Raw genomic sequence first — 19,265 nt, 5'->3', positions numbered from 1 at the left:
CGCCCTGACTCGCAGTTAACCGAAGGAACCAGGCCATGCCCAGAAGAACCGACATCCAGTCGATCATGATCATCGGAGCGGGGCCCATCGTCATCGGTCAGGCCTGCGAGTTTGACTATTCCGGCGCCCAGGCCTGCAAGGCGCTGCGCGAAGAAGGATACCGGGTCATCCTGGTGAACTCAAACCCGGCCACCATCATGACCGACCCCGGTCTGGCTGACGCCACTTATATCGAACCGATCACCCCCGAGGTTGTCGCGAAGATCATCGAAAAAGAACGCCCCGACGCCTTGCTGCCCACCATGGGCGGGCAGACCGGCCTGAACACCTCGCTGGCGCTGGAAGAGATGGGTGTGCTTGAAAAGTTCGGGGTCGAGATGATCGGCGCCAAACGCGACGCCATCGAAATGGCCGAAGACCGCGCCCTGTTCCGCGAGGCGATGGACCGGCTGGGGCTGGAAAACCCCAAGGCAACCATCGTGACCGCTCCCAAGCGCGACGACGGTTCAACCGATCTGGATGCCGGTGTGCAGATGGCGCTGGATGAGCTGGAAGAAATCGGCCTGCCCGCCATTATCCGCCCTGCCTTTACCCTGGGCGGCACCGGTGGCGGCGTGGCCTATAACCGTGAGGATTATATCCATTTTTGCCGCTCAGGCATGGATGCCTCACCCGTGAACCAGATCCTCGTCGATGAAAGCCTGCTGGGCTGGAAAGAGTATGAGATGGAGGTGGTGCGCGACACTGCCGACAACGCCATCATTGTCTGCTCGATCGAAAACATCGATCCGATGGGCGTGCACACGGGTGACTCGATCACCGTGGCCCCTGCCCTGACGCTGACCGACAAGGAATACCAGATCATGCGCAACGGTTCGATTGCCGTTCTGCGTGAGATCGGGGTCGAAACCGGCGGTTCGAACGTACAATGGGCGATCAACCCCGATGATGGCCGCATGGTTGTGATCGAGATGAACCCACGTGTATCGCGCTCCTCGGCGCTGGCGTCCAAGGCGACCGGTTTCCCGATTGCGAAGATCGCCGCAAAGCTTGCCGTGGGTTACACGCTGGACGAGTTGGATAACGACATCACCAAGGTCACCCCGGCCTCGTTCGAGCCTACGATCGACTATGTCGTCACCAAGATCCCGAAATTTGCCTTCGAAAAATTCCCGGGGTCCGAACCCTACCTGACCACTGCGATGAAATCGGTGGGTGAGGCCATGTCCATCGGTCGCACCATCCACGAATCGATGCAAAAGGCGCTGGCCTCGATGGAATCGGGTCTGACCGGGTTTGATGAGATCGAAATCCCCGGGCTTAACGTGGGCGTCTGGGAAGAAGCCAGCGACAAAGCTGCCGTCATCAAGGCGATCAGCAAACAGACCCCCGACCGTCTGCGCACCATCGCGCAGGCCATGCGTCACGGTTTGACCGATGACGAAATCTTTGGCGTCACCAAATTCGACCCATGGTTCCTGGCCCGTATCCGCGAGATCATCGAGGCTGAGCGCGTTGTCCGCAAAGATGGCCTGCCGGTGACCGAAGACGGTATCCGCAAGCTGAAAATGCTGGGCTTTACCGATGCTCGCCTGGGCAATCTGACCGGCCGGGATGAGGACAACGTCCGCCGCGCCCGCCGCAATCTGGGCGTCAACGCCGTGTTCAAGCGCATCGACACCTGCGCCGCCGAGTTCGAAGCGCAGACGCCTTATATGTATTCAACCTACGAATCACCCATGATGGGCGAGGTCGAATGCGAAGCGCGCCCGTCTGACCGCAAAAAGGTTGTCATCCTTGGCGGTGGCCCGAACCGGATCGGTCAGGGCATCGAGTTCGATTATTGCTGCTGCCACGCCTGTTTCGCACTGACCGAGGCGGGCTATGAAACCATCATGGTCAACTGCAACCCCGAGACGGTTTCGACCGACTATGACACCTCGGACCGGCTGTATTTTGAACCGCTGACATTCGAACACGTCATGGAAATCCTGACGAAAGAGCAGGAAAACGGCACGCTGCACGGTGTGATCGTTCAGTTCGGCGGCCAAACCCCATTGAAACTGGCCAACGCGCTTGAGGCTGAAGGCATTCCGATCCTCGGCACCACACCGGATGCGATTGACCTTGCCGAAGACCGTGAACGCTTTCAGGCGCTGGTCAATGATCTGGGCCTGAAACAGCCCAAGAACGGCATCGCCTCGACCGATGAACAGGCGCTGGAGATTGCCGACGAGATTGGCTTCCCACTGGTCATCCGCCCCTCTTACGTTCTGGGTGGCCGCGCGATGGAAATCGTGCGCGATATGGAGCAGCTGAAACGCTATATCAACGAGGCTGTGGTGGTCTCGGGCGACAGCCCGGTTCTGCTGGACAGTTATTTGGCCGGTGCGGTTGAACTGGACGTGGATGCCATTTGCGACGGTGAGGCCGTACATGTCGCTGGCATCATGCAGCATATCGAAGAGGCTGGCGTTCACTCGGGTGACTCGGCTTGTTCGCTACCGCCCTATTCGCTGTCGAAAGAAATCCTGGATCAGATCAAGGATCAGGCGTTCAAACTAGCCAAAGCTCTGAATGTCGTTGGCCTGATGAATGTGCAGTTCGCCATCAAGGATGGCGAGATTTATCTGATCGAGGTCAACCCGCGCGCCTCACGGACCGTACCGTTTGTCGCAAAGGCGACCGACAGTGCTATCGCATCGATTGCCGCGCGTGTCATGGCTGGTGAGAAGCTGGCGAACTTCCCGCAGCGCCCGCCTTATCAGGACGGTCAGGACACCAAGATCGCAGACCAGATGACACTGGCTGATCCGGACATGCCTTGGTTTTCGGTGAAAGAGGCGGTGCTGCCCTTTGCCCGTTTCCCCGGCGTTGACACCATTCTGGGCCCGGAAATGCGCTCGACCGGTGAGGTCATGGGCTGGGACCGCGACTTCCACCGCGCTTTCCTCAAGGCACAGATGGGGGCTGGTATGGTGCTGCCGTCCTCGGGCCGTGCGTTTATCTCGATCAAGGATGCCGACAAGACCCCCGCGATGCTTGAGGCCGCGCAAGTTCTGACCGGGCAAGGTTTTTCTCTGGTGGCCACACGCGGCACCCAGTCCTGGTTGGCCGAACAGGGTGTAGCCTGTGATGTGGTCAACAAGGTCTATGAGGGCCGCCCTGACGTGGCTGACATGCTGAAAGACGGTCAGGTGCAATTGTTGATGAACACCACCGAAGGCGCACAGGCGGTCGAGGACAGCAAGTCCATCCGTTCAATCGCGCTCTATGACAAGATCCCCTATTTCACCACCGCGGCCGCCAGCCATGCTGCCGCGTTGGCGATCAAGGCACAGGCCGAAGGCGATGTTGAGGTGAAGTCGCTGCAGGGCTAACTCGCCTGGGGTGAAACCCGCGCATTTTGAACCAAACACACCGCGCCCGTTGACCCCGTGTCTTCGGGCGCGCATCTTTTCTGCAAACGAGCAGAAGGAAAACAAAATGCGCAGGTTTATGGTTCTCGCCGCTTTGATGACGCTTGCCGCGTGTGATGTGCCGCTGATCCCACTGATCTGACGCGAACCGCAGCGCCGGTTTAACTTTCCCTGTGTTGTCGCGAACCGCATAATGTTGTTCTGACAACCGGTGAAACCATGCGCCTTTACACCACATACGGAACCAATGACTTGTCCCAGGCCATCCGGTTCTATGACGCGATCTTTTCTGTACTGGATCAGCCGCGCCTTCCGGGGTGGTCAAAGGATCGCGCGGGCTGGGGAAACCATCCCGATGCCGGGACAGGGTTTTGGGTCTGTACGCCATTTGATGGTGGGGCGGCCAGCGTGGGCAATGGAACGATGATTGCCTTTCCGGCCAGCAGCGCAGCTCAGGTCCGGCGATTTCACGCGGCAGGTCTGGAATATGGTGGCACGGACGCAGGTGCGCCGGGCATTCGGGACTATTACGCGCCTGATTTCTATGTCGCCTATCTGCGCGACCCGGACGGCAACAAGATATCCTGTTTTTACTATCATTATGATCTGGAAAAGGACCCGGGCGACTGAAACGCCGCCCGGTGCCCGTCAGGCCTGTGCAACCTCGCGTTTTTCATCGCGTGCAAAGAACACCATGTAAAAGACCGGAGCCGCGACCATGGTCAGGATCGTGGCAAAGGCCAAACCGCCCATAATCGTCACCGCCATCGAGCGGAAGAACGCGTCCGTCAGCAACGGTGCCATCCCTAGTATGGTGGTGATCGCCGCCAGCATCACAGGGCGCAAGCGCGAGACAGAAGCTTCGACAATCGACTCGCGCAGGGGCTTGCCGGTGGCGCGGACCAGATCAATCTCTTCGACCAGAACGATCCCGTTCTTGATCAGCATCCCCGACAGGCTCAGCAGCCCCAGCAGCGCTGTGAAGGTGAACGGCAGACCCGTCCCCAACAGCCCGATCACGACGCCGTTCACCGACATCGGCACCAACAGCCAGATGATGATCGGCTGGCGGATCGCGTTAAAGATCAACACTGAGATCAGCACCATGATCAGCAGGCTCAGGGGCAACTGACGTCCTAGGCTTTCGTTGGCCTCGCCAGCGTTTTCGAACTCCCCCCCCCATTCCATGCGATAACCGGGTGGCAGGTCCATGTCTTCGATGGCCGCGCGTACCTCAGAATGGACCTGTGCCGCCGTCATGCCGGGCGGGATATCAGCCCCGACGGTGATCGTCAGCACGCGGTCACGACGATGCACCAGCGTGTTGAGCGGCTTGTATTCGAACCCATCGACCATTTGCTCGATTGGAACGAACTTTTGCGATTCTTCTGAAAACACCACCTGATCGACGATCGAATAATCTCCGTCCGCGGGACGGCGTATGATGATGGGGATCAAACGGTCCCGCTCGCGGAATTCTCCGGCGGTGATCCCGTCCGTGGAAAACTGCAAAGTCGCGGCAATATCTTCTCGGGACACACCTGCGGTCTGCGCCCGCTCGGTCGCATAGATCGGCTGCACTGCCAGCTCCTGCTCGCGCCAATCATGATAGACGTTCAGCGCATTAGGGGAAGCCTCGCGCATTTTCAACACCGCCTCATCGGCCAGCTGGCGCAATACCTTCGGATCACTGCCCGAGAACCGGGCTTGGATTGGGTCTCCGCCGCCCGGGCCGAAGATCAGGCGTTTGGTGCGGAATTTGCCCTCGGGGAATTGTGCCTGCCCAAACGCTTCCAAATCCGCCTGCAATACCGGAATGTCATCCAGCGTTTCAGTGCGAATGATCATGTGCCCATAGCTGGGGTTAGGTTTTTCGGCCGAATAGGTCAGCAGGAACCGAGTTGCGCCCTGCCCGACAAAGGTGGTGACGGACACGACATCGTCGCGCTCGGCCAGCCAGTCTTCGAAGACCGCCATATCCTCAGCCGTGCGCGCGATGGGTGTGCCTTGCGGCAGGTTGTAATGCACGAAAAACAGCGGTGTGTTCGAGTCAGGGAAAAACTGCTGTTTCACCAAACCAAAGCCCGCGAAACAGGCCACCGTCACCCCGACCAGCGCGGCAATCACCAGCCAGCGCATCCGCAAGGACCACCGCAGGATCGCACCGTAGACACGGAACATGATGCCGCCATAAGCGTCCACCTCGCCCTCTTTTCCCTGCTTGAAGAAGATGTGCCCCAGCATCGGCGTCACCGTCAGCGCCAGAACCCAACTAAGCAGCAGCGAGATACCAATTACCGCAAACAATGAGAACAGAAACTCACCCGTCGCATCCGGGCTGAGGCCAATACCGGCAAAAGCCATGATGCCGATGACCGTCGCCCCCAACAGCGGGATTTGCGTTTTCGACGCCGCCTCATCAGCCGCATCGCGGGAATTTTTACCGCGCAGCATGGCGATCTGCATTCCCTCGGCCACCACGATGGCGTTGTCCACCAGCATCCCCATCGCAATGATCAGGGCGCCCAGCGATATCCGCTCCATCTCGATCGAGAAGATCGACATGAACAACAGTGTCCCCACTACGGTCAGCAGAAGGGTCGAGCCCACGACCACCGCCGCGCGCCAGCCCATGAAGATAGCCAAAACCGCCACAACGATGCTGACTGACATGGCCAGGTTCACCAGAAAGTCGTTCGAGGCCTGTTCGACCACCACATGCTGCTGATAGATCGGCAGGATTTCGACCCCAAAGGGAATCTGAGGGTCCAACTCGGCGAATTTGGCATCGGCACGCTGACCGACTTCGACGATATTCTCGGTCGACAGACCCGCGATGCCCAGCGTGAACGCCTCGGTCCCGTTGAACCGGATCATGACCTCGGGGTCGGTCTGACGGCCACGGAAGACGTGCGCCATGTCGAATAGGTTGATCACCTGCCCCTGCGACCCCAACGACAAACCGGCAATGGCAGAAACTGTATCTGACCCTTCGGCCGTCAGGATCGTGGTGCGGTCATTCTCAGTTCGGACCGATCCCGACGCATTAACCGAGTCCGCGTTGGCAATGGCCTCGTTGATGGACGGGATAGGCACGTTCTGGTTGACGGAAATGGCCAGATCGGGTTCGACAAAGATCGCCTCGTCCGGCAGGCCCATCACCTCAACATCCGCGACACCGGGAACGGTCAGCAATTCGCGCCGCAGAAAAGTGGATAACTCATGCTTTTCAGCGTCCGAAAACCCTTCGGCCGTGACAGCGTAAAACAGGCCGAAAACATCACCGAACCCGTCATTCACCATTGGTTGGCTTACGCCCGATGGCAATGCACGCGATGCGTCGCGCACCTTGGCGCGCAGCTTGGTCCAAATTTCAGGCAGTTCTGTACCGTCATAAGTCGATTTGATCTCGACCTCGATCAGCGAAAATCCCGGTTGGTTGACCGAGGTGATCGTATCAACCTCGCCCATCTGCTGGATGGCAGATTCCAATGGTTCCGAGACCTCGAGCGCCACTTCTTCGGCTGTGGCGCCTGGGTATTGCGTTGCTATGACGGCATTCTTGATGGTGAAGGCCGGGTCTTCCAGACGACCCAGCGACAGGAAGCCCCAAATGCCCCCAAACAGGGCAATCAGGATGATCAGCCACGTATAGATCGGCCGGTCGATCGAGGCGCGCGCGATGTTCATCTGTTTGCCCTCAGTTCGCAAAGCCAGCAAAGCGGCGTACGGCCTGACCGTCGGTCAGCGCACTGCCGCCAGCGACAACGATTTCGTCACCGTCCGACAGACCGGTCAGCACTCGGACCTCGCCGGTCTGGGTGGGTTCGATGGTGACAGGTACGTATTGAACGGCGCCTTCGTCGGCGCCAACTGGCGAAAACACCATGACGCCCAAAGCTCCATCAGCGCCTGCAACGATGGCCGCGGCCGGAATGACGATACCGGTTCGTCCATCCTCTACCTGAACAGTCACGGTCACGGACGAGCCCGGCAGGATTTGCAAACCCTCCGGCGGGGTCAAGCCGAACTGAATGCGGAAGGTCTGCCCCACGGTTGAGCTTTCGGCATCAAACTCACGAATCTGAAGGGGGAATACCTCGTCACTGGTCGGGAATTTCGCGGTGATTGTGTAGCTTTCTTCCTGACCCGAACGCTGAAACAGAATCTCGGGCACATCGACTTCGATCCGCAATTCCGACATGTCGTGAATGCGCACGATGGGGGCGCCAGCTGACACGGTGGTAAAGGCTTCAACCGCCCGGCTGGACACTAGCGCGTCGAATGGCGCGGTCAGAGTCGCATGTTCAAGATCGTATTCCGCATCCCGCACGGCGATATCAGCCAGTTGCGCCTCGGTCTCCGCATCGTCCACGGCCACCTGGCTGGCGGTGGTACCCCGCAATCGAGACAAGCGAGCCACGGTTCGGTCCGCCTGATCCTTTTGCAGGACCGCGCGATCGTACCGGCGCTGGAAAGGTGCCTGATCCAGCTGCGCGATCAACTCACCCTTGGGGATCACAAAACCTTCGGTCACCGGCATCTCAACAATCTGACCCGAGACCTGAAAGGCCAGATCAACGGTTTGTCGGGCGGCCACGCGCCCAAAGAACTGGCGTGAAAAGCCCGGTGCGGTTTCGCGCACCTGCATCAGCTTGACCGGCTTGGCGGTTTCTTGAGCCAGAACCGGTGTCGTCAGCGCGATCAGGGTCGCACTCAGAACAGAGAGGAGTTTCATTTCGTCAATCCCTCGGGAATTCCTGTTTTCAGGATGTTGTCTCGGATTTTGCGCGCCAATCGCGCGAATTCGGCAGTTTCCTTTGCATCCAATCCGGATGCGCGGTGAAAAAGGTCACCGGCTTCGGACACCAGCATATTCCGGGCCTCTTCGCCCTGCTCAGTCAGAACCAGCAACCAGGCACGGCGGTCTTCGGGGTCACGTTCACGCGTCAGATAGCCAGCTTTTTCCAAACCGTCCGCCGTGGCGGTTATGGTCGAAGGGACACTCAGCATGTCGGCCGCCAGAACGCCCATACGCTTGGGTTGGTCCAGTTTGATCAACATGTGGCATTCCGGATGGCTAAGTTCCGTTTCAATGCAATCGAACGCCTCTTCCAGCTTCCAGTACAGGGCATACACACCCATGATTGACTGGATTTCAGGGCTTAGGCGGCCAAGCCTGTCGCTTATGTTGTCTGGCATTGGGAGCTCCGTATGTCCGTGGCGTCATATACTTCAGATTATGAACCATTCAAGTTGTGAAGCAGTAATTTGACTGGTTTCGCTACATTCCCTTGGGTCACCTTCTCTTGATCAAAACCCGCAGCGACTGCATTTTAAGCGGATTCGAAACATTCAGGACCCGCCATGTATACGCCCGCAATCACCGGCACCGGTGTTTTCACGCCCGAGAACGTCATCACCAACGCCGAGCTTGTCGCCGCCTTCAACGCCTATGCCGACACGCAAAACGCCAAGAATGCCGACGCGATTGCAGCGGGTGAGATTGAACCGATGCAGCATTCATCCGAAGAATTCATCCTCAAGGCATCGGGTATCGAGAACCGCTATGTGATGGATAAATCCGGTGTGCTGGACCCAGACGTGATGCATCCCCTGCTTCGCCAACGCGGCGATGACGAACCCGGCATCATGACCGAGATGGCCGTGGATGCCTGCAAAAAAGCGCTGGCTCAGGCGGGTCGCAGTGCCGAAGATGTCGATCTGGTGATCTGCGCCGCGTCAAACCATGAACGCGCCTATCCTGCGATCGCGATCGAGATTCAGCAGGCGTTGGGCACCAACGGCTTTGGCTTCGACATGAACGTCGCCTGTTCCTCGGCCACGTTCGGTATTCAGGCAGCGGCAGATATGATCCGTTCGGGCTCGGTCCGGTCAGCGCTGGTGGTCAACCCCGAGATCTGTTCGGGTCACCTGGAATGGCGTGATCGCGATTGCCACTTTATCTTCGGCGATGTGGCCACGGCCACCTTGGTCGAGCGGATCGAAGACGCGACGGGCCCGCATTTCGAAATCCTCTCGACCCGCTGCGCCACGTCCTTCTCGAATAACATCCGCAACAATAACGGTTTCCTGCGCCGTTCGCGCCCCGATGGTGTGATCGACCGGCGAGACATGCAATTCATGCAGAACGGTCGCAAAGTGTTCAAGGAAGTGCTGCCGATGGTCAGCAAGCACATCTCGGATCACATGCAATCCGAAGGGGTTGGCAGCAACGACCTGAAACGCCTCTGGCTGCATCAGGCCAACAAGACGATGAATGATTTCATCGGCAAAAAGGTTCTGGGCCGAGAACCGGAAGCCGGTGAGCAACCCAATATTCTGCAGGACTATGCAAACACGTCCTCAGCCGGATCGATCATCGCGTTTTCCAAGTACTCTGATGACCTGACAGACGGAGATGTCGGCCTGGTCTGTTCCTTCGGCGCGGGGTATTCGGTGGGGTCGGTGATCGTGAAGCGGCGCGGGTAACGGCCTGTATCCAGAACTTGCGCAGAGAGTGTTCAACCACCTGCTTTGAGCTCAAAGCTGAATAGCCCGGCGCTGCGGTGGTAACGATAAGGCGCGGCGGCGGCAGTTATTATACTCGCACCTAGAAGCCCTCTATGTTGCGCTGATTGCCCTTGACGCTTCAACCTGGTTAGATCATCTATGCATCGTCGATTTTCCATACTAGAACACATCGCCTACAAGGCTGGTATAAATGCGAGCAGCTACATGATTCTAGAAAGAACGATCTCAAAAGCCTTTGAAAATGTTCGTGCATCAAAGAATCTAAATCTTGTTTATCTGAATAATGCAAAATCGGGCTGCACCACCGTAAAAGAATGGCTAGAAACCGCATCGGGCGGGCGAATAAAAGAACTTAAAAAAGACTATCACAATGAAGAAAATGTATCCTTTGTACACTCTTTAAAAAAGGTTGATTGGATCGAAGACGCAACGGTCTTTTCCGTAGTACGGCACCCTCTAGATCGACTAGTTTCAGGTTACGAAAACAAGATCTTAAACCCAAATAAAACCAATAACGTCAGGATGGGATTCTGTAGGCGCTATGGGCTAGATCACGAGGCCGAAATTTCGTTTCCGACCTTTCTTGAATCAATAGCGTCAGATCCTTTTCCACACGAGCTAAACACACATTGGCGACCACAACACGCCAATCTTGTATTTCCATTTATTGTGCCCAATTATATTTGCAGGCTTGAAAATCTGGCTGATGACTTCTCCAACTTTCTGCAATCAATTGGCAAATCCCATCTGGGTATTCCTGGGCACCTTCACAAAAGGAGGTCTTCTGGGCCGGAGAAAATGATGCGTCTCCGCAAGTATTTTGCAGACAAAGAGATTATGTCATTGGCTTGCGATATATATAAAATAGATTTTAGAGCTTTTTCCTACCGTCCAGAACTGGACGATAATCTCTTACCAGACTTTAGTCCAAAATACAGTTCACACAAACACCCACGCGCGGCCCGCCTCGCAAAGATTATTCGTGGCAACCAGAACAAAGCAGCTCAAACCCTTGTCGATGATCTTCGGTGTGTTTTGCGCGATGAAGTATTTCTAACAAACTCTAACCCTAAAACGGAAATAACTGATCCTCACGCTCTCAGAACAGACAATACCAAGCTTCAAATTGCGGGAATCGGATTAGATAGATTTGCAGCCTCTTCTGACAAAATTGACTTGGATATGACAAGCGCCGAAGAAAACTTATTGACGTCGCTTTATGAAAGCGCTCTGGGTTGCACCAACAAACTTCAGCATGAAAATGAAAAGCTTCAGCGTGAAAATGAAGAGCTTCAGCGTGAGAAAAAACAACTTATACGCGAAAAAGAACACGCCTACAGATACCCATGGAAACATCTGGGATCTGCGTGGAGATCCCGTTTCAAAAATGAAGACTAATAATTGTCAAGACCCTAGGGTCGACTAGCCGGGTAGCGCGACAAGTTTGCTGGACGCTTGGGACGCAATTTTTTGAGTGGTTGAACAAACACGGGATGCAACCTCCTGATCATTCTTTGCTTTTTCCCGGAACAAAAAGGGTTAAGTGGGACGTTTTAGATACCGCTGCGGCGTCGATGCTGGCGTCCAAGGCACCCGATACCGGCATTTCGTTGATCCGTTATAATTACACTCCTACGCTGATTGGAGTGAGTACGAGCGCACTGAATTTCACCTTGTCTGACCGCGAAGGGTCTTAACATCCATGTGACAAATTCGTTCAAAGTTAGCTTTGTTACGCAATCCAAACGCTTGAACATCGTATCGACGGGCGCTCACATCGGAAGGTCAGCGTTCAGCCCTAGCTCACGCTTTCCTCTTCCAGATGCAGCTTCATCTCGATCAGCACCTGTTGCAGCAGGCTGGTTTCCTTCAGCAGGCGTTTGGCCTCGTTCACGGTGATGATGCCGTCTTCGATGGCGGCCTGATATTCGGTCATCAGCATGGCGAACCGCTGGCTCAAAGCGATGACGTCGGAATTCACCCCGCCAGTGCGCGGGCTATCGGTGTTGCGACCGTCATACGAAAGCGTGATGTTTTTCAGATCGGCCAGCGCCGAGGTCACATGCGGGTAGTTTGACACAGCCTCAAGCCGGGCCACGGCGTCCACGGGCATGAACCGGTCGGCGTGTTCGGCATTGTCTGAATAATACCGCCCCAGAGTCGCCTTGGATTTCCCGGTGATCTCACACGCGGATTCAATGCCGACGTCTTTGACCAACGCCTCTGTGTGCTTTTTCAGGTAGGCCCCGATATCTGCCATGTTTGTACCTTTGCTGCCTGTGCCCTCCACAACATCTGCCACTGTGGGGGAAAGGGACAGGAAATTTCCCATATTCGATTCATAGTTGAAATGTCATAAATTGGCTATCCCTCAGATATGCAGGGGTTTTGTGAGTGAGTGGCGGCCGTTCCGGCCGGTAAAGAGTGATTGCGGGGCGCAATTTAAGCCTCGTTTGGTACAGGCCGCATGTTGGCCGACGGCGTCGCTGTTGTAGGCGCGGGGGATCCATCCCCTTTGAGCGTACGCTCTGTCCCTGCAATGACAACGGCGACGTCGCTTCCTTAACGGGTTTTGATGCCTTGCCCAGGCAGGTCTTGCCAATTAGACCCGGGTGCATGGCAAAGCTCTACTTCAATTATTCCACAATGAACGCGGGTAAATCGACCGTGTTGCTGCAAGCCTCGCATAACTATCGTGAGCGGGGCATGGACACCTATTTGATGACCGCTGCCCTGGATGGGCGCGCTGGTGTCGGGAGAATTGCGTCGCGGATCGGGATTTCCGCAGACGCCGATACGTTCACAACCGAAGATGACGTCTTTGCCATGATCCGAGCTCGGCTGGATCAGGGTAATATCGCCTGCGTTTTTATAGATGAGGCGCAATTCCTGACGGAAGATCAGGTCTGGCAACTGGCCCGTGCGGTAGATGACCTAAACGTGCCGGTATTGGCTTATGGGTTGCGAGTGGATTTTCAGGGGCGTCTATTTCCGGGCTCAGCAGCGCTGTTGGCTCTGGCTGATGAAATGCGTGAGGTGCGCACCATCTGCAAATGCGGGCGCAAGGCGACAATGGTGATTCGTCAGGATGAGAACGGCAACACCATCACCGAAGGTGCACAGGTGCAGATCGGCGGGAACGAGACCTATGTCTCGCTCTGCCGCAAACACTGGCGCGAGGCGGTCGGATCTTAGACCGGATTTGGCAGCGGCCGTCCCTCGACAAAGGCCGCCACGTTGTCCAGTGCCATATGGCCCATGTCGCTGCGCACTTCCTCGGTGGCTGTGCCAAGATGTGGTAACAGGGTCACGTTATCCATATCACGCAGCGCCTGCGGAACGGCGGGTTCGAATTCGTACACGTCCAGCCCGGCGCCCGCGATCTGGCCGGACTGTAGGGCGGCGATCAGGGCGGTCTCGTCAATGACCTCACCGCGGGCGATGTTAATCAGAATGCCTGATGGGTTCATTGCCTCTAACACCTGTGCGTTGATCAGGTGACTGGTTTCAGCCCCGCCAGGTACGGCAATCACGAGGAAATCGACCGACGCCGCCAAAGACGACAGGTCGGGGATATATTCAGCAGGAAACTCTACCTCCTTCGGGCTGCGTGACTGATACGCCACCTGCATCGCGAACCCGAAATGACAGCGCCGGGCAATGGCCTGACCGATCCGGCCCATACCAACGATTCCGACACGCTTGCCGGTCACATGGTGGCCCAGCATCTGTGTTGGATGCCATCCTTGCCACTCACCTGCACGAACCAGCCGTTCGTCTTCGCCCGCGCGGCGGGCCGTGGACAGCAAAAGCGTCATTGCAATATCGGCCGTCGCATCGGTGACCGCGCCCGGCGTGTTGGTGACCGCGACACCAACGGTGCGCGCGGCGTCGACGTCGATATGGTTGTAACCGACACCAAAATTGGCCAGCAGTTTGCACCGAGGGTTGGGGGCATCCGCGAAAATCTGGGCCGAAAACTGGTCACCCAATGTGGGCACGACCACATCGAAGTCCCTTAGTGCGCGTAGCATTTCCTCGGACGTCATGGGCAAGGTGTTGCTACGGATTTCCACATCGAACGCGCGGCGAGCGCGGGCCTCGACGGAGTCAGTCATTGGGCGGGCAATTAGCAATTTCATCAGTGCATCCGCCCGCCGATAGGAACTTCGCCATCCGGGCCGATCAAGACCACTTCACCGTTTTCATCGGGCAAGCCTAGTACCAGAACTTCAGACATGAACCGACCGATCTGGCGCGGGGGGAAGTTCACGACGGCCATCACCTGCTTGCCCACCAGCGTCGAAGGATCGTAATGCGCGGTGACCTGGGCCGAGGTTTTGCGCTCACCAATCTCATCCCCAAAATCGATCCACATCTTGATCGCAGGCTTACGGGCCTCTGGGTAAGGTTCGGCCCGGATCACCTCGCCCACGCGGATGTCGACCTTGAGAAAATCGTCGAATGTAATCTCACTCACGGGACAGCTCCTTGGATCGATCTGTCGCAGCTTTGACTGCACGGTGCAGCAGGTCGGGGAAACCTTCTTCCTCGTGCATCAGCACCTCAAGCGCGGCTTGGGTTGTGCCGTTAGGCGATGTGACATTGACGCGCAGTTGCGAGGGGTCTTCTTCGGCCGCCATGGCCAATGCCCCTGCCCCGGCCACAGTGGATTTAGCCAGCTTCATCGCCAGCTCATGTGGCAAGCCCTGTGCCTGACCAGCGGCGGCGAGGGTTTCAATCAGGTGAAAGACATAGGCCGGGCCTGACCCGCTGAGCCCGGTGACGGCGTCCATCTGCGCCTCATCTTCCAGCCGAACGGTCTCGCCGATGGCAGACAGCAGGTTTTCAGCCAATGCCACATCGGCGTCCAAAGCCTTCGCATTGCCGATAAGCGCCGTGATTCCCTGCCGGATTGCGGCTGGCGTGTTCGGCATGGCGCGCACGATCGGGGTGTCTTTGCCCAGAACGGCCTCGAACGTGGCAATCGATGTCCCCGCTGCGATCGAGACAAACAGGCTGTTACATCCGCCCAACGCTTTGATCGCAGGCAGCGCCTCGCCCATCATCTGCGGCTTGACGGCCACTAGTACCACGGCGGGGGCCTCGGGCAGCGGGGTGTTGATGTTGACGCCCTGCGCCTTAAGCCAGTCCGAGGGGTTAGGATCAATTACCCAGACCGCTGACGCAGGAAGGCCATACTCTAACCATCCGGCGAGCATGGCCGATCCCATCTTGCCGCACCCCAGAAGAACCAGCCCCTGTTCGGCAACGCGTGACATGTCCATGATTGCCCCTCTCCTCATTCAGTTCGGGGCAAAGCTTTACGCGCGGCCGTAGGCCTCTGCAATGGCGACTTGTATCGCTTCTTCGGGGGTCCGATTGCCCCATGTGACCAACTGGATCGCCGGATAGTAGCGCTCGGCGCTCAGCACCGCGGCGCTGATCATCGTGTCGATCTGATCCGGGCTGGCCATCTGACCACCGGCCAGAACCAGACCATAGCGATAAACCATCAGCTTTTGATTGGCCCAGTACGTAAACGCCCCGGCCCAGCACTGATCATTCATCTTGTTCAGCAATTCATACAGCTTGGCTTCGCGATCCGTCGGTGGCTCCATCTCGAACGAGCACACCATGCGCAGGGTTTCGTCATAGTTCGACCAGGCCAACGTGATCGAGTATGTGCGCCACTGTCCTTCGACGGCCATGGCAATCTGATCATCCCCGATCCGGTCAAAGTCCCAGTCGTGATGTTCAGCAATATGTTCAACAATATCGATCGGATGAAGGTCTTCTTCGAGAAACTGCTCGGAAAGGGCCATAATGCCACCTCACTAATCTCTAGCCTTTTAGGGGCTGGCAGCGCCCCAATGCTAGTTGCTTACTCTACAAGCCGGGGCCAACCCCGTCTGCCTGTACTAAATATGGTGCGATGCGAGATGGGTTCTGGCAACCCTATTTATTGGGGATAACAGCAATAAGTTGTGGACAGTCGGCAACGGCGATCAAAATATTGGCACGAATTGTAGCTTTGTCTTGATTAATCTCAGCAGGGCGGCATGATGCACAACACCGCACAACCCAAGTTCGGATTGCGCGGCGGATAGCTTTAGCCAAAAATCAGATTGTTGGGGCGTTACTTGTCCAGCTTTGCCTCAAGCGCGGCTATGCGGGATTCCAGCGCTGCGTTTTCTTCACGCGCTTTTTGGGCCATCGCGCGAACGGCGTCGAATTCTTCGCGTGTGACGAAATCGCGGTCGGCCAGCCAGCGGTCGATCATCGACTTCATCGCATTCTCAGCCTCTTCCCGTGCGCCCTGGGCCACGCCCATGGCGTTGGTCATCAGTTGGGAAACATCATCGAGGATCTTGTTGCGGGTTTGCATGGCTCTACTCCGAAATCGCGGTTGGTCTCTATATGGGGAATGATTACTCCGGGCTCAAGGTTGACTTGCCCTGCAAACCCCGGGCAATGAGACGCACATGCAGGCTGTTCTGAATTTCCCCGATCTGTCGCCCGAGTTGTTCTCGATCTCATTGTTTGGGATGGAGTTCGCCCTGCGGTGGTACGCGCTGGCTTATATCGTTGGCATTCTTATTGCTTGGCGGATGGGCATTGCGGCGCTGCGGCGCCCGGCTCTGTGGCCCGACAAGACGCCCCCGATGAAGCCCGAACAGCTTGAGGATCTTATTACCTGGATCATCCTCGGCGTGATTCTGGGCGGGCGCCTGGGATTCGTGCTGTTCTACCAGCCCGCATATTACCTTTCGAACCCGCTGGAGATTCTCAAGGTCTGGCAGGGTGGCATGGCCTTCCATGGCGGGCTGTTGGGGGTAGTAATCGCCTCTTATCTTTACGCGCGACGCCACCAAATTCCGGTTCTGTCCATGGCCGACCTGATCGCCCATACAGTGCCGCCGGGGCTTTTGCTCGGGCGGTTGGCGAATTTCACCAACGCCGAGTTGTGGGGACGCCCCAGCGAATTGCCTTGGGCGGTGATCTTCCCCGGAGCGGCGGCGCAGGATTGCCCCGGTGTTGTGGCCGGGATGTGCGCGCGGCATCCATCACAGCTGTATGAAGCCGTGTTAGAGGGTCTGTTTCTCGGGCTTGCACTGCTGTGGCTCGCTTATCGACGCGGCGCGTTTCACAAGCCGGGCCTGATTATGGGCGTCTTTTTGGCAGGCTACGGTGCTTCGCGTTTCATTGTCGAATTCTTCCGGCAGCCCGACGCGCAGTTTATTTCGGCCGGGAATCCGCTGGGTCTGGCTTGGCACGTGGGCGGCTATGGTCTGACGATGGGCCAATTGCTGTCACTACCAATGATTGCCCTTGGCTTGTGGTTCGCCCTGCGTGCAAGATCGAAGGCATGAGCCTGCAAGATCATCTGCTGGCGCGTATTGCGCAGGACGGCCCGATGAGTGTGGCCGACTACATGACCGAATGCCTCCTGCACCCGACGCATGGCTATTACACCATCCGTGACCCTCTTGGCACGCAGGGCGATTTCATCACTGCCCCCGAGATCAGCCAGATGTTCGGAGAATTGATTGGCCTGTCCCTGGCTCAAAGCTGGATGGATCAGGGCCACCCCGAGCATTTTGTGCTGGCCGAGCTTGGACCAGGGCGTGGCACGTTGATGGCCGATATGCTGCGCGCCTCGTCCCGCGTTCCGGGCTTCAATGAGGCCGCCGAGGTCGTGCTGCTTGAAGCCTCGCCTGCTCTACGTGACGTACAAGCGCAGACTTTGAAGGATCATATCCCGCGCTGGATCGACTCGGTCGCCGACCTGCCCGAAGCGCCGTTGTTTCTGGTCGCGAACGAGTTCTTCGACGCCCTGCCAATACGACAGTTCCTGCGCGACCGCAATGGCTGGCGCGAGCGGTTGATTGGCCGCGATGGCACCGCGTTAACTTGGGGATTGGGTCCACATGCAGATCAGATCGCCCTCAAAGATCGGCTGAACGACACTGCTGATGGTGACCTGGTCGAACTGTGCACCGCTGCCATTCCCATCATTACCGTGGTTGCTGGGCGGATTGGCACCCATGGCGGCGCGGGGTTGATTGTGGATTATGGCGACTGGCATTCGCTTGGCGACACGTTTCAGGCACTGCAGGCACATGAACGCGTTGATCCTTTGGCCCAACCCGGTCAGGCTGATCTGACGGCACATGTGGATTTCGAACCACTGGCACTGGCGACCCGCGCCGCTGGATGCGCCCATTCGCGCCTGACACCACAGGGTGTATTTCTGGAGCGCTTGGGAATTGCCACCCGCGCACAAGCCCTTGCCGCGCCCCTCGGCGGGTCTGAGCTTGAAGCGATAATTGCCGCACATCGCCGGTTGACGCACCCCGATGAAATGGGAAACCTGTTCAAAGTGCTGGGCCTCTACCCCACCCCTTCCGCACCACCTCCGGGATTGGAGCCATGACCTTGGAAATTCTGACCTCTGATTTATTGGCCCCTGTGCGCCACGGTTTTTTCAGCCGACGCGGCGGTGCGTCATCGGGTATTTTTTCGGGCCTCAACTGCGGCTATGGCTCCTCCGATCAGACCGAAGCGGTCACGGTAAATCGCAAGCGCGTGGCGCAGGCAATGGACGTCACGCCCGAAGCCCTGGTGGGCATTCATCAGGTCCACTCTCCCACCGTTCTGACTGTCGACGCCCCGATCAACGGTGACAAACCAAAAGCCGACGCGGTGGTCACGGCAACCCCTGATCTGGCCCTGACGATTCTCACCGCCGACTGCCAGCCGGTCCTATTTGCCGATTCTGACGCGAACGTGATCGGAGCTGCGCATGCCGGATGGCGCGGCGCTTTGGATGGGGTGCTTGAGGCAACGTTGGACGCAATGGAGGCGCTTGGCGCCAAGCGGGAAAACATCGTGGCGGTAATCGGCCCTTCGATCTCGCAGGCGGCATATGAGGTCGGGCCGGAATTTCTGGATGAATTCGTCGCGGATTCTCCGAAAAACCTGCAGTTTTTTGCGAATGGAACGGGCGACCGACTGCAGTTCGACTTGCCTGCTTTTGGCCTTCACAGGCTGCGTCAGGCGGGGGTCGGACAGGCCGAATGGACACGCCATTGCACCTATTCTGACCCCGACAGATTCTACTCGTACCGCCGGTCAACCCACGCGAAAGAGGCAGATTACGGCCGCCTCATCTCCGCCATAAAACTTTAAGACTGGGCCCGAATTGCGGCGAAATCGCCGCTTTTTCGCCACAATTTTCCTATCTATTCGTGTCTCGACAATTTGATAATTATTGTCCGCTCTCAAGTGTTTATCTGCCGATTCTCCAGT

Annotated in this window: 17 protein-coding genes; 8 read left to right on the top strand and 9 right to left on the bottom strand. The window is 57.3% G+C overall.

What is annotated here, in order from left to right; translation table 11 throughout:
* Positions 1-35: 35 nt before the first annotated feature.
* Together carB and ACR0B8_RS00540 are read left to right on the top strand one after the other, a co-directional pair.
* Positions 36-3,380 (top strand): carbamoyl-phosphate synthase large subunit, encoded by a 3,345-nt coding sequence (gene carB, locus ACR0B8_RS00545; protein WP_226688762.1) that lies wholly within the window; start codon positions 36-38, stop codon positions 3,378-3,380.
* A 258-nt stretch (positions 3,381-3,638) separates the two neighbouring features.
* Positions 3,639-4,049 (top strand): VOC family protein, encoded by a 411-nt coding sequence (locus tag ACR0B8_RS00540; protein ID WP_480657957.1) that lies wholly within the window; start codon positions 3,639-3,641, stop codon positions 4,047-4,049.
* 18 nt (positions 4,050-4,067) lie between these two features.
* Here the strand turns inward: ACR0B8_RS00540 and ACR0B8_RS00535 are convergent, their stop codons facing one another.
* From ACR0B8_RS00535 to ACR0B8_RS00525, 3 genes are read right to left on the bottom strand one after another with little or no spacing between them, the layout of a single operon-like run.
* The gene (locus ACR0B8_RS00535; protein ID WP_480646019.1) at positions 4,068-7,109 is read right to left on the bottom strand and encodes an efflux RND transporter permease subunit; all 3,042 of its coding nucleotides are present in this window, start codon (positions 7,107-7,109) and stop codon (positions 4,068-4,070) included.
* Between the two features lie 10 nt (positions 7,110-7,119).
* Positions 7,120-8,157, bottom strand: a complete 1,038-nt coding sequence (locus tag ACR0B8_RS00530; RefSeq protein ID WP_170347867.1) for an efflux RND transporter periplasmic adaptor subunit — start codon at positions 8,155-8,157, stop codon at positions 7,120-7,122.
* Positions 8,154-8,621, bottom strand: a complete 468-nt coding sequence (locus ACR0B8_RS00525) for a MarR family winged helix-turn-helix transcriptional regulator (protein ID WP_170347866.1) — start codon at positions 8,619-8,621, stop codon at positions 8,154-8,156. Before ACR0B8_RS00525 ends, ACR0B8_RS00530 begins: the two co-directional genes overlap by 4 nt.
* A 165-nt stretch (positions 8,622-8,786) precedes the next feature.
* On the opposite strand from ACR0B8_RS00525, the gene ACR0B8_RS00520 reads away from it, so the two are divergent.
* Together ACR0B8_RS00520 and ACR0B8_RS00515 are read left to right on the top strand one after the other, a co-directional pair.
* On the top strand, positions 8,787-9,911 hold the full coding sequence (locus tag ACR0B8_RS00520; RefSeq protein WP_226688765.1) for a beta-ketoacyl-ACP synthase III: 1,125 nt from the start codon (positions 8,787-8,789) through the stop codon (positions 9,909-9,911).
* A gap of 246 nt (positions 9,912-10,157) precedes the next feature.
* Entirely contained in the window at positions 10,158-11,351 is a 1,194-nt protein-coding gene (locus ACR0B8_RS00515) for a sulfotransferase family 2 domain-containing protein (protein WP_226688766.1), read from the top strand.
* Between the two features lie 400 nt (positions 11,352-11,751).
* On the opposite strand, the gene ACR0B8_RS00510 is transcribed toward ACR0B8_RS00515, so the two are convergent.
* Positions 11,752-12,213, bottom strand: a complete 462-nt coding sequence (locus tag ACR0B8_RS00510; RefSeq protein ID WP_170360505.1) for a hypothetical protein — start codon at positions 12,211-12,213, stop codon at positions 11,752-11,754.
* A 356-nt stretch (positions 12,214-12,569) separates the two neighbouring features.
* Here ACR0B8_RS00510 and ACR0B8_RS00505 point away from each other — a divergent pair, with 356 nt between their 5' ends.
* The gene (locus ACR0B8_RS00505; RefSeq protein ID WP_170347862.1) at positions 12,570-13,148 is read left to right on the top strand and encodes a thymidine kinase; all 579 of its coding nucleotides are present in this window, start codon (positions 12,570-12,572) and stop codon (positions 13,146-13,148) included.
* Here the strand turns inward: ACR0B8_RS00505 and ACR0B8_RS00500 are convergent.
* From ACR0B8_RS00500 to ACR0B8_RS00480, 5 genes are all read right to left on the bottom strand, one after another.
* Positions 13,145-14,095, bottom strand: a complete 951-nt coding sequence (locus ACR0B8_RS00500) for a 2-hydroxyacid dehydrogenase (protein WP_480657960.1) — start codon at positions 14,093-14,095, stop codon at positions 13,145-13,147. The genes ACR0B8_RS00505 and ACR0B8_RS00500 overlap by 4 nt on opposite strands.
* The gene (locus tag ACR0B8_RS00495) at positions 14,095-14,433 is read right to left on the bottom strand and encodes a tRNA-binding protein (protein ID WP_170408992.1); all 339 of its coding nucleotides are present in this window, start codon (positions 14,431-14,433) and stop codon (positions 14,095-14,097) included. Before ACR0B8_RS00495 ends, ACR0B8_RS00500 begins: the two co-directional genes overlap by 1 nt.
* Positions 14,426-15,241, bottom strand: coding sequence for a pyrroline-5-carboxylate reductase (proC, locus tag ACR0B8_RS00490; RefSeq protein ID WP_226688768.1), 816 nt, complete (start codon positions 15,239-15,241; stop codon positions 14,426-14,428). Before proC ends, ACR0B8_RS00495 begins: the two co-directional genes overlap by 8 nt.
* Positions 15,242-15,277: 36 nt before the next feature.
* Positions 15,278-15,778 carry a type III secretion system chaperone family protein gene (locus ACR0B8_RS00485; RefSeq protein ID WP_170347858.1) on the bottom strand — a complete coding sequence of 167 codons (501 nt, stop codon included), beginning with the start codon at positions 15,776-15,778 and terminating at the stop codon, positions 15,278-15,280.
* Between the two features lie 314 nt (positions 15,779-16,092).
* The gene (locus ACR0B8_RS00480) at positions 16,093-16,341 is read right to left on the bottom strand and encodes an accessory factor UbiK family protein (protein ID WP_037308471.1); all 249 of its coding nucleotides are present in this window, start codon (positions 16,339-16,341) and stop codon (positions 16,093-16,095) included.
* Between the two features lie 97 nt (positions 16,342-16,438).
* Here ACR0B8_RS00480 and lgt point away from each other — a divergent pair, with 97 nt between their 5' ends.
* The 3 genes from lgt to pgeF are packed head-to-tail and all read left to right on the top strand — an operon-like array spanning position 16,439 to position 19,145.
* A complete protein-coding gene (gene lgt / locus ACR0B8_RS00475) occupies positions 16,439-17,326 on the top strand; it encodes a prolipoprotein diacylglyceryl transferase (protein ID WP_170395438.1) in 888 nt (295 codons plus the stop codon).
* On the top strand, positions 17,323-18,390 hold the full coding sequence (locus ACR0B8_RS00470) for a class I SAM-dependent methyltransferase (RefSeq protein ID WP_226688769.1): 1,068 nt from the start codon (positions 17,323-17,325) through the stop codon (positions 18,388-18,390). Before lgt ends, ACR0B8_RS00470 begins: the two co-directional genes overlap by 4 nt.
* Positions 18,387-19,145: a peptidoglycan editing factor PgeF gene (pgeF, locus tag ACR0B8_RS00465; RefSeq protein ID WP_226688770.1), complete on the top strand. Its 759-nt coding sequence runs from the start codon at positions 18,387-18,389 to the stop codon at positions 19,143-19,145. Before ACR0B8_RS00470 ends, pgeF begins: the two co-directional genes overlap by 4 nt.
* Positions 19,146-19,265 lie beyond the last annotated feature (120 nt).

The organism is Ruegeria sp. BH6 (assembly GCF_056538105.1).
This window is presented reverse-complemented; position numbering and strand designations above follow the sequence as displayed.

Coding starts and splice junctions, on each gene's coding strand:
- carB (WP_226688762.1), top strand. CDS start 36: ATGCCCAGAAGAACCGACATCCAGTCGATCATGATCATCGGAGCGGGG.
- ACR0B8_RS00540 (WP_480657957.1), top strand. CDS start 3,639: ATGCGCCTTTACACCACATACGGAACCAATGACTTGTCCCAGGCCATC.
- ACR0B8_RS00535 (WP_480646019.1), bottom strand. CDS start 7,109: ATGAACATCGCGCGCGCCTCGATCGACCGGCCGATCTATACGTGGCTG.
- ACR0B8_RS00530 (WP_170347867.1), bottom strand. CDS start 8,157: ATGAAACTCCTCTCTGTTCTGAGTGCGACCCTGATCGCGCTGACGACA.
- ACR0B8_RS00525 (WP_170347866.1), bottom strand. CDS start 8,621: ATGCCAGACAACATAAGCGACAGGCTTGGCCGCCTAAGCCCTGAAATC.
- ACR0B8_RS00520 (WP_226688765.1), top strand. CDS start 8,787: ATGTATACGCCCGCAATCACCGGCACCGGTGTTTTCACGCCCGAGAAC.
- ACR0B8_RS00515 (WP_226688766.1), top strand. CDS start 10,158: ATGATTCTAGAAAGAACGATCTCAAAAGCCTTTGAAAATGTTCGTGCA.
- ACR0B8_RS00510 (WP_170360505.1), bottom strand. CDS start 12,213: ATGGCAGATATCGGGGCCTACCTGAAAAAGCACACAGAGGCGTTGGTC.
- ACR0B8_RS00505 (WP_170347862.1), top strand. CDS start 12,570: ATGGCAAAGCTCTACTTCAATTATTCCACAATGAACGCGGGTAAATCG.
- ACR0B8_RS00500 (WP_480657960.1), bottom strand. CDS start 14,095: ATGAAATTGCTAATTGCCCGCCCAATGACTGACTCCGTCGAGGCCCGC.
- proC (WP_226688768.1), bottom strand. CDS start 15,241: ATGGACATGTCACGCGTTGCCGAACAGGGGCTGGTTCTTCTGGGGTGC.
- ACR0B8_RS00485 (WP_170347858.1), bottom strand. CDS start 15,778: ATGGCCCTTTCCGAGCAGTTTCTCGAAGAAGACCTTCATCCGATCGAT.
- ACR0B8_RS00480 (WP_037308471.1), bottom strand. CDS start 16,341: ATGCAAACCCGCAACAAGATCCTCGATGATGTTTCCCAACTGATGACC.
- lgt (WP_170395438.1), top strand. CDS start 16,439: ATGCAGGCTGTTCTGAATTTCCCCGATCTGTCGCCCGAGTTGTTCTCG.
- ACR0B8_RS00470 (WP_226688769.1), top strand. CDS start 17,323: ATGAGCCTGCAAGATCATCTGCTGGCGCGTATTGCGCAGGACGGCCCG.
- pgeF (WP_226688770.1), top strand. CDS start 18,387: ATGACCTTGGAAATTCTGACCTCTGATTTATTGGCCCCTGTGCGCCAC.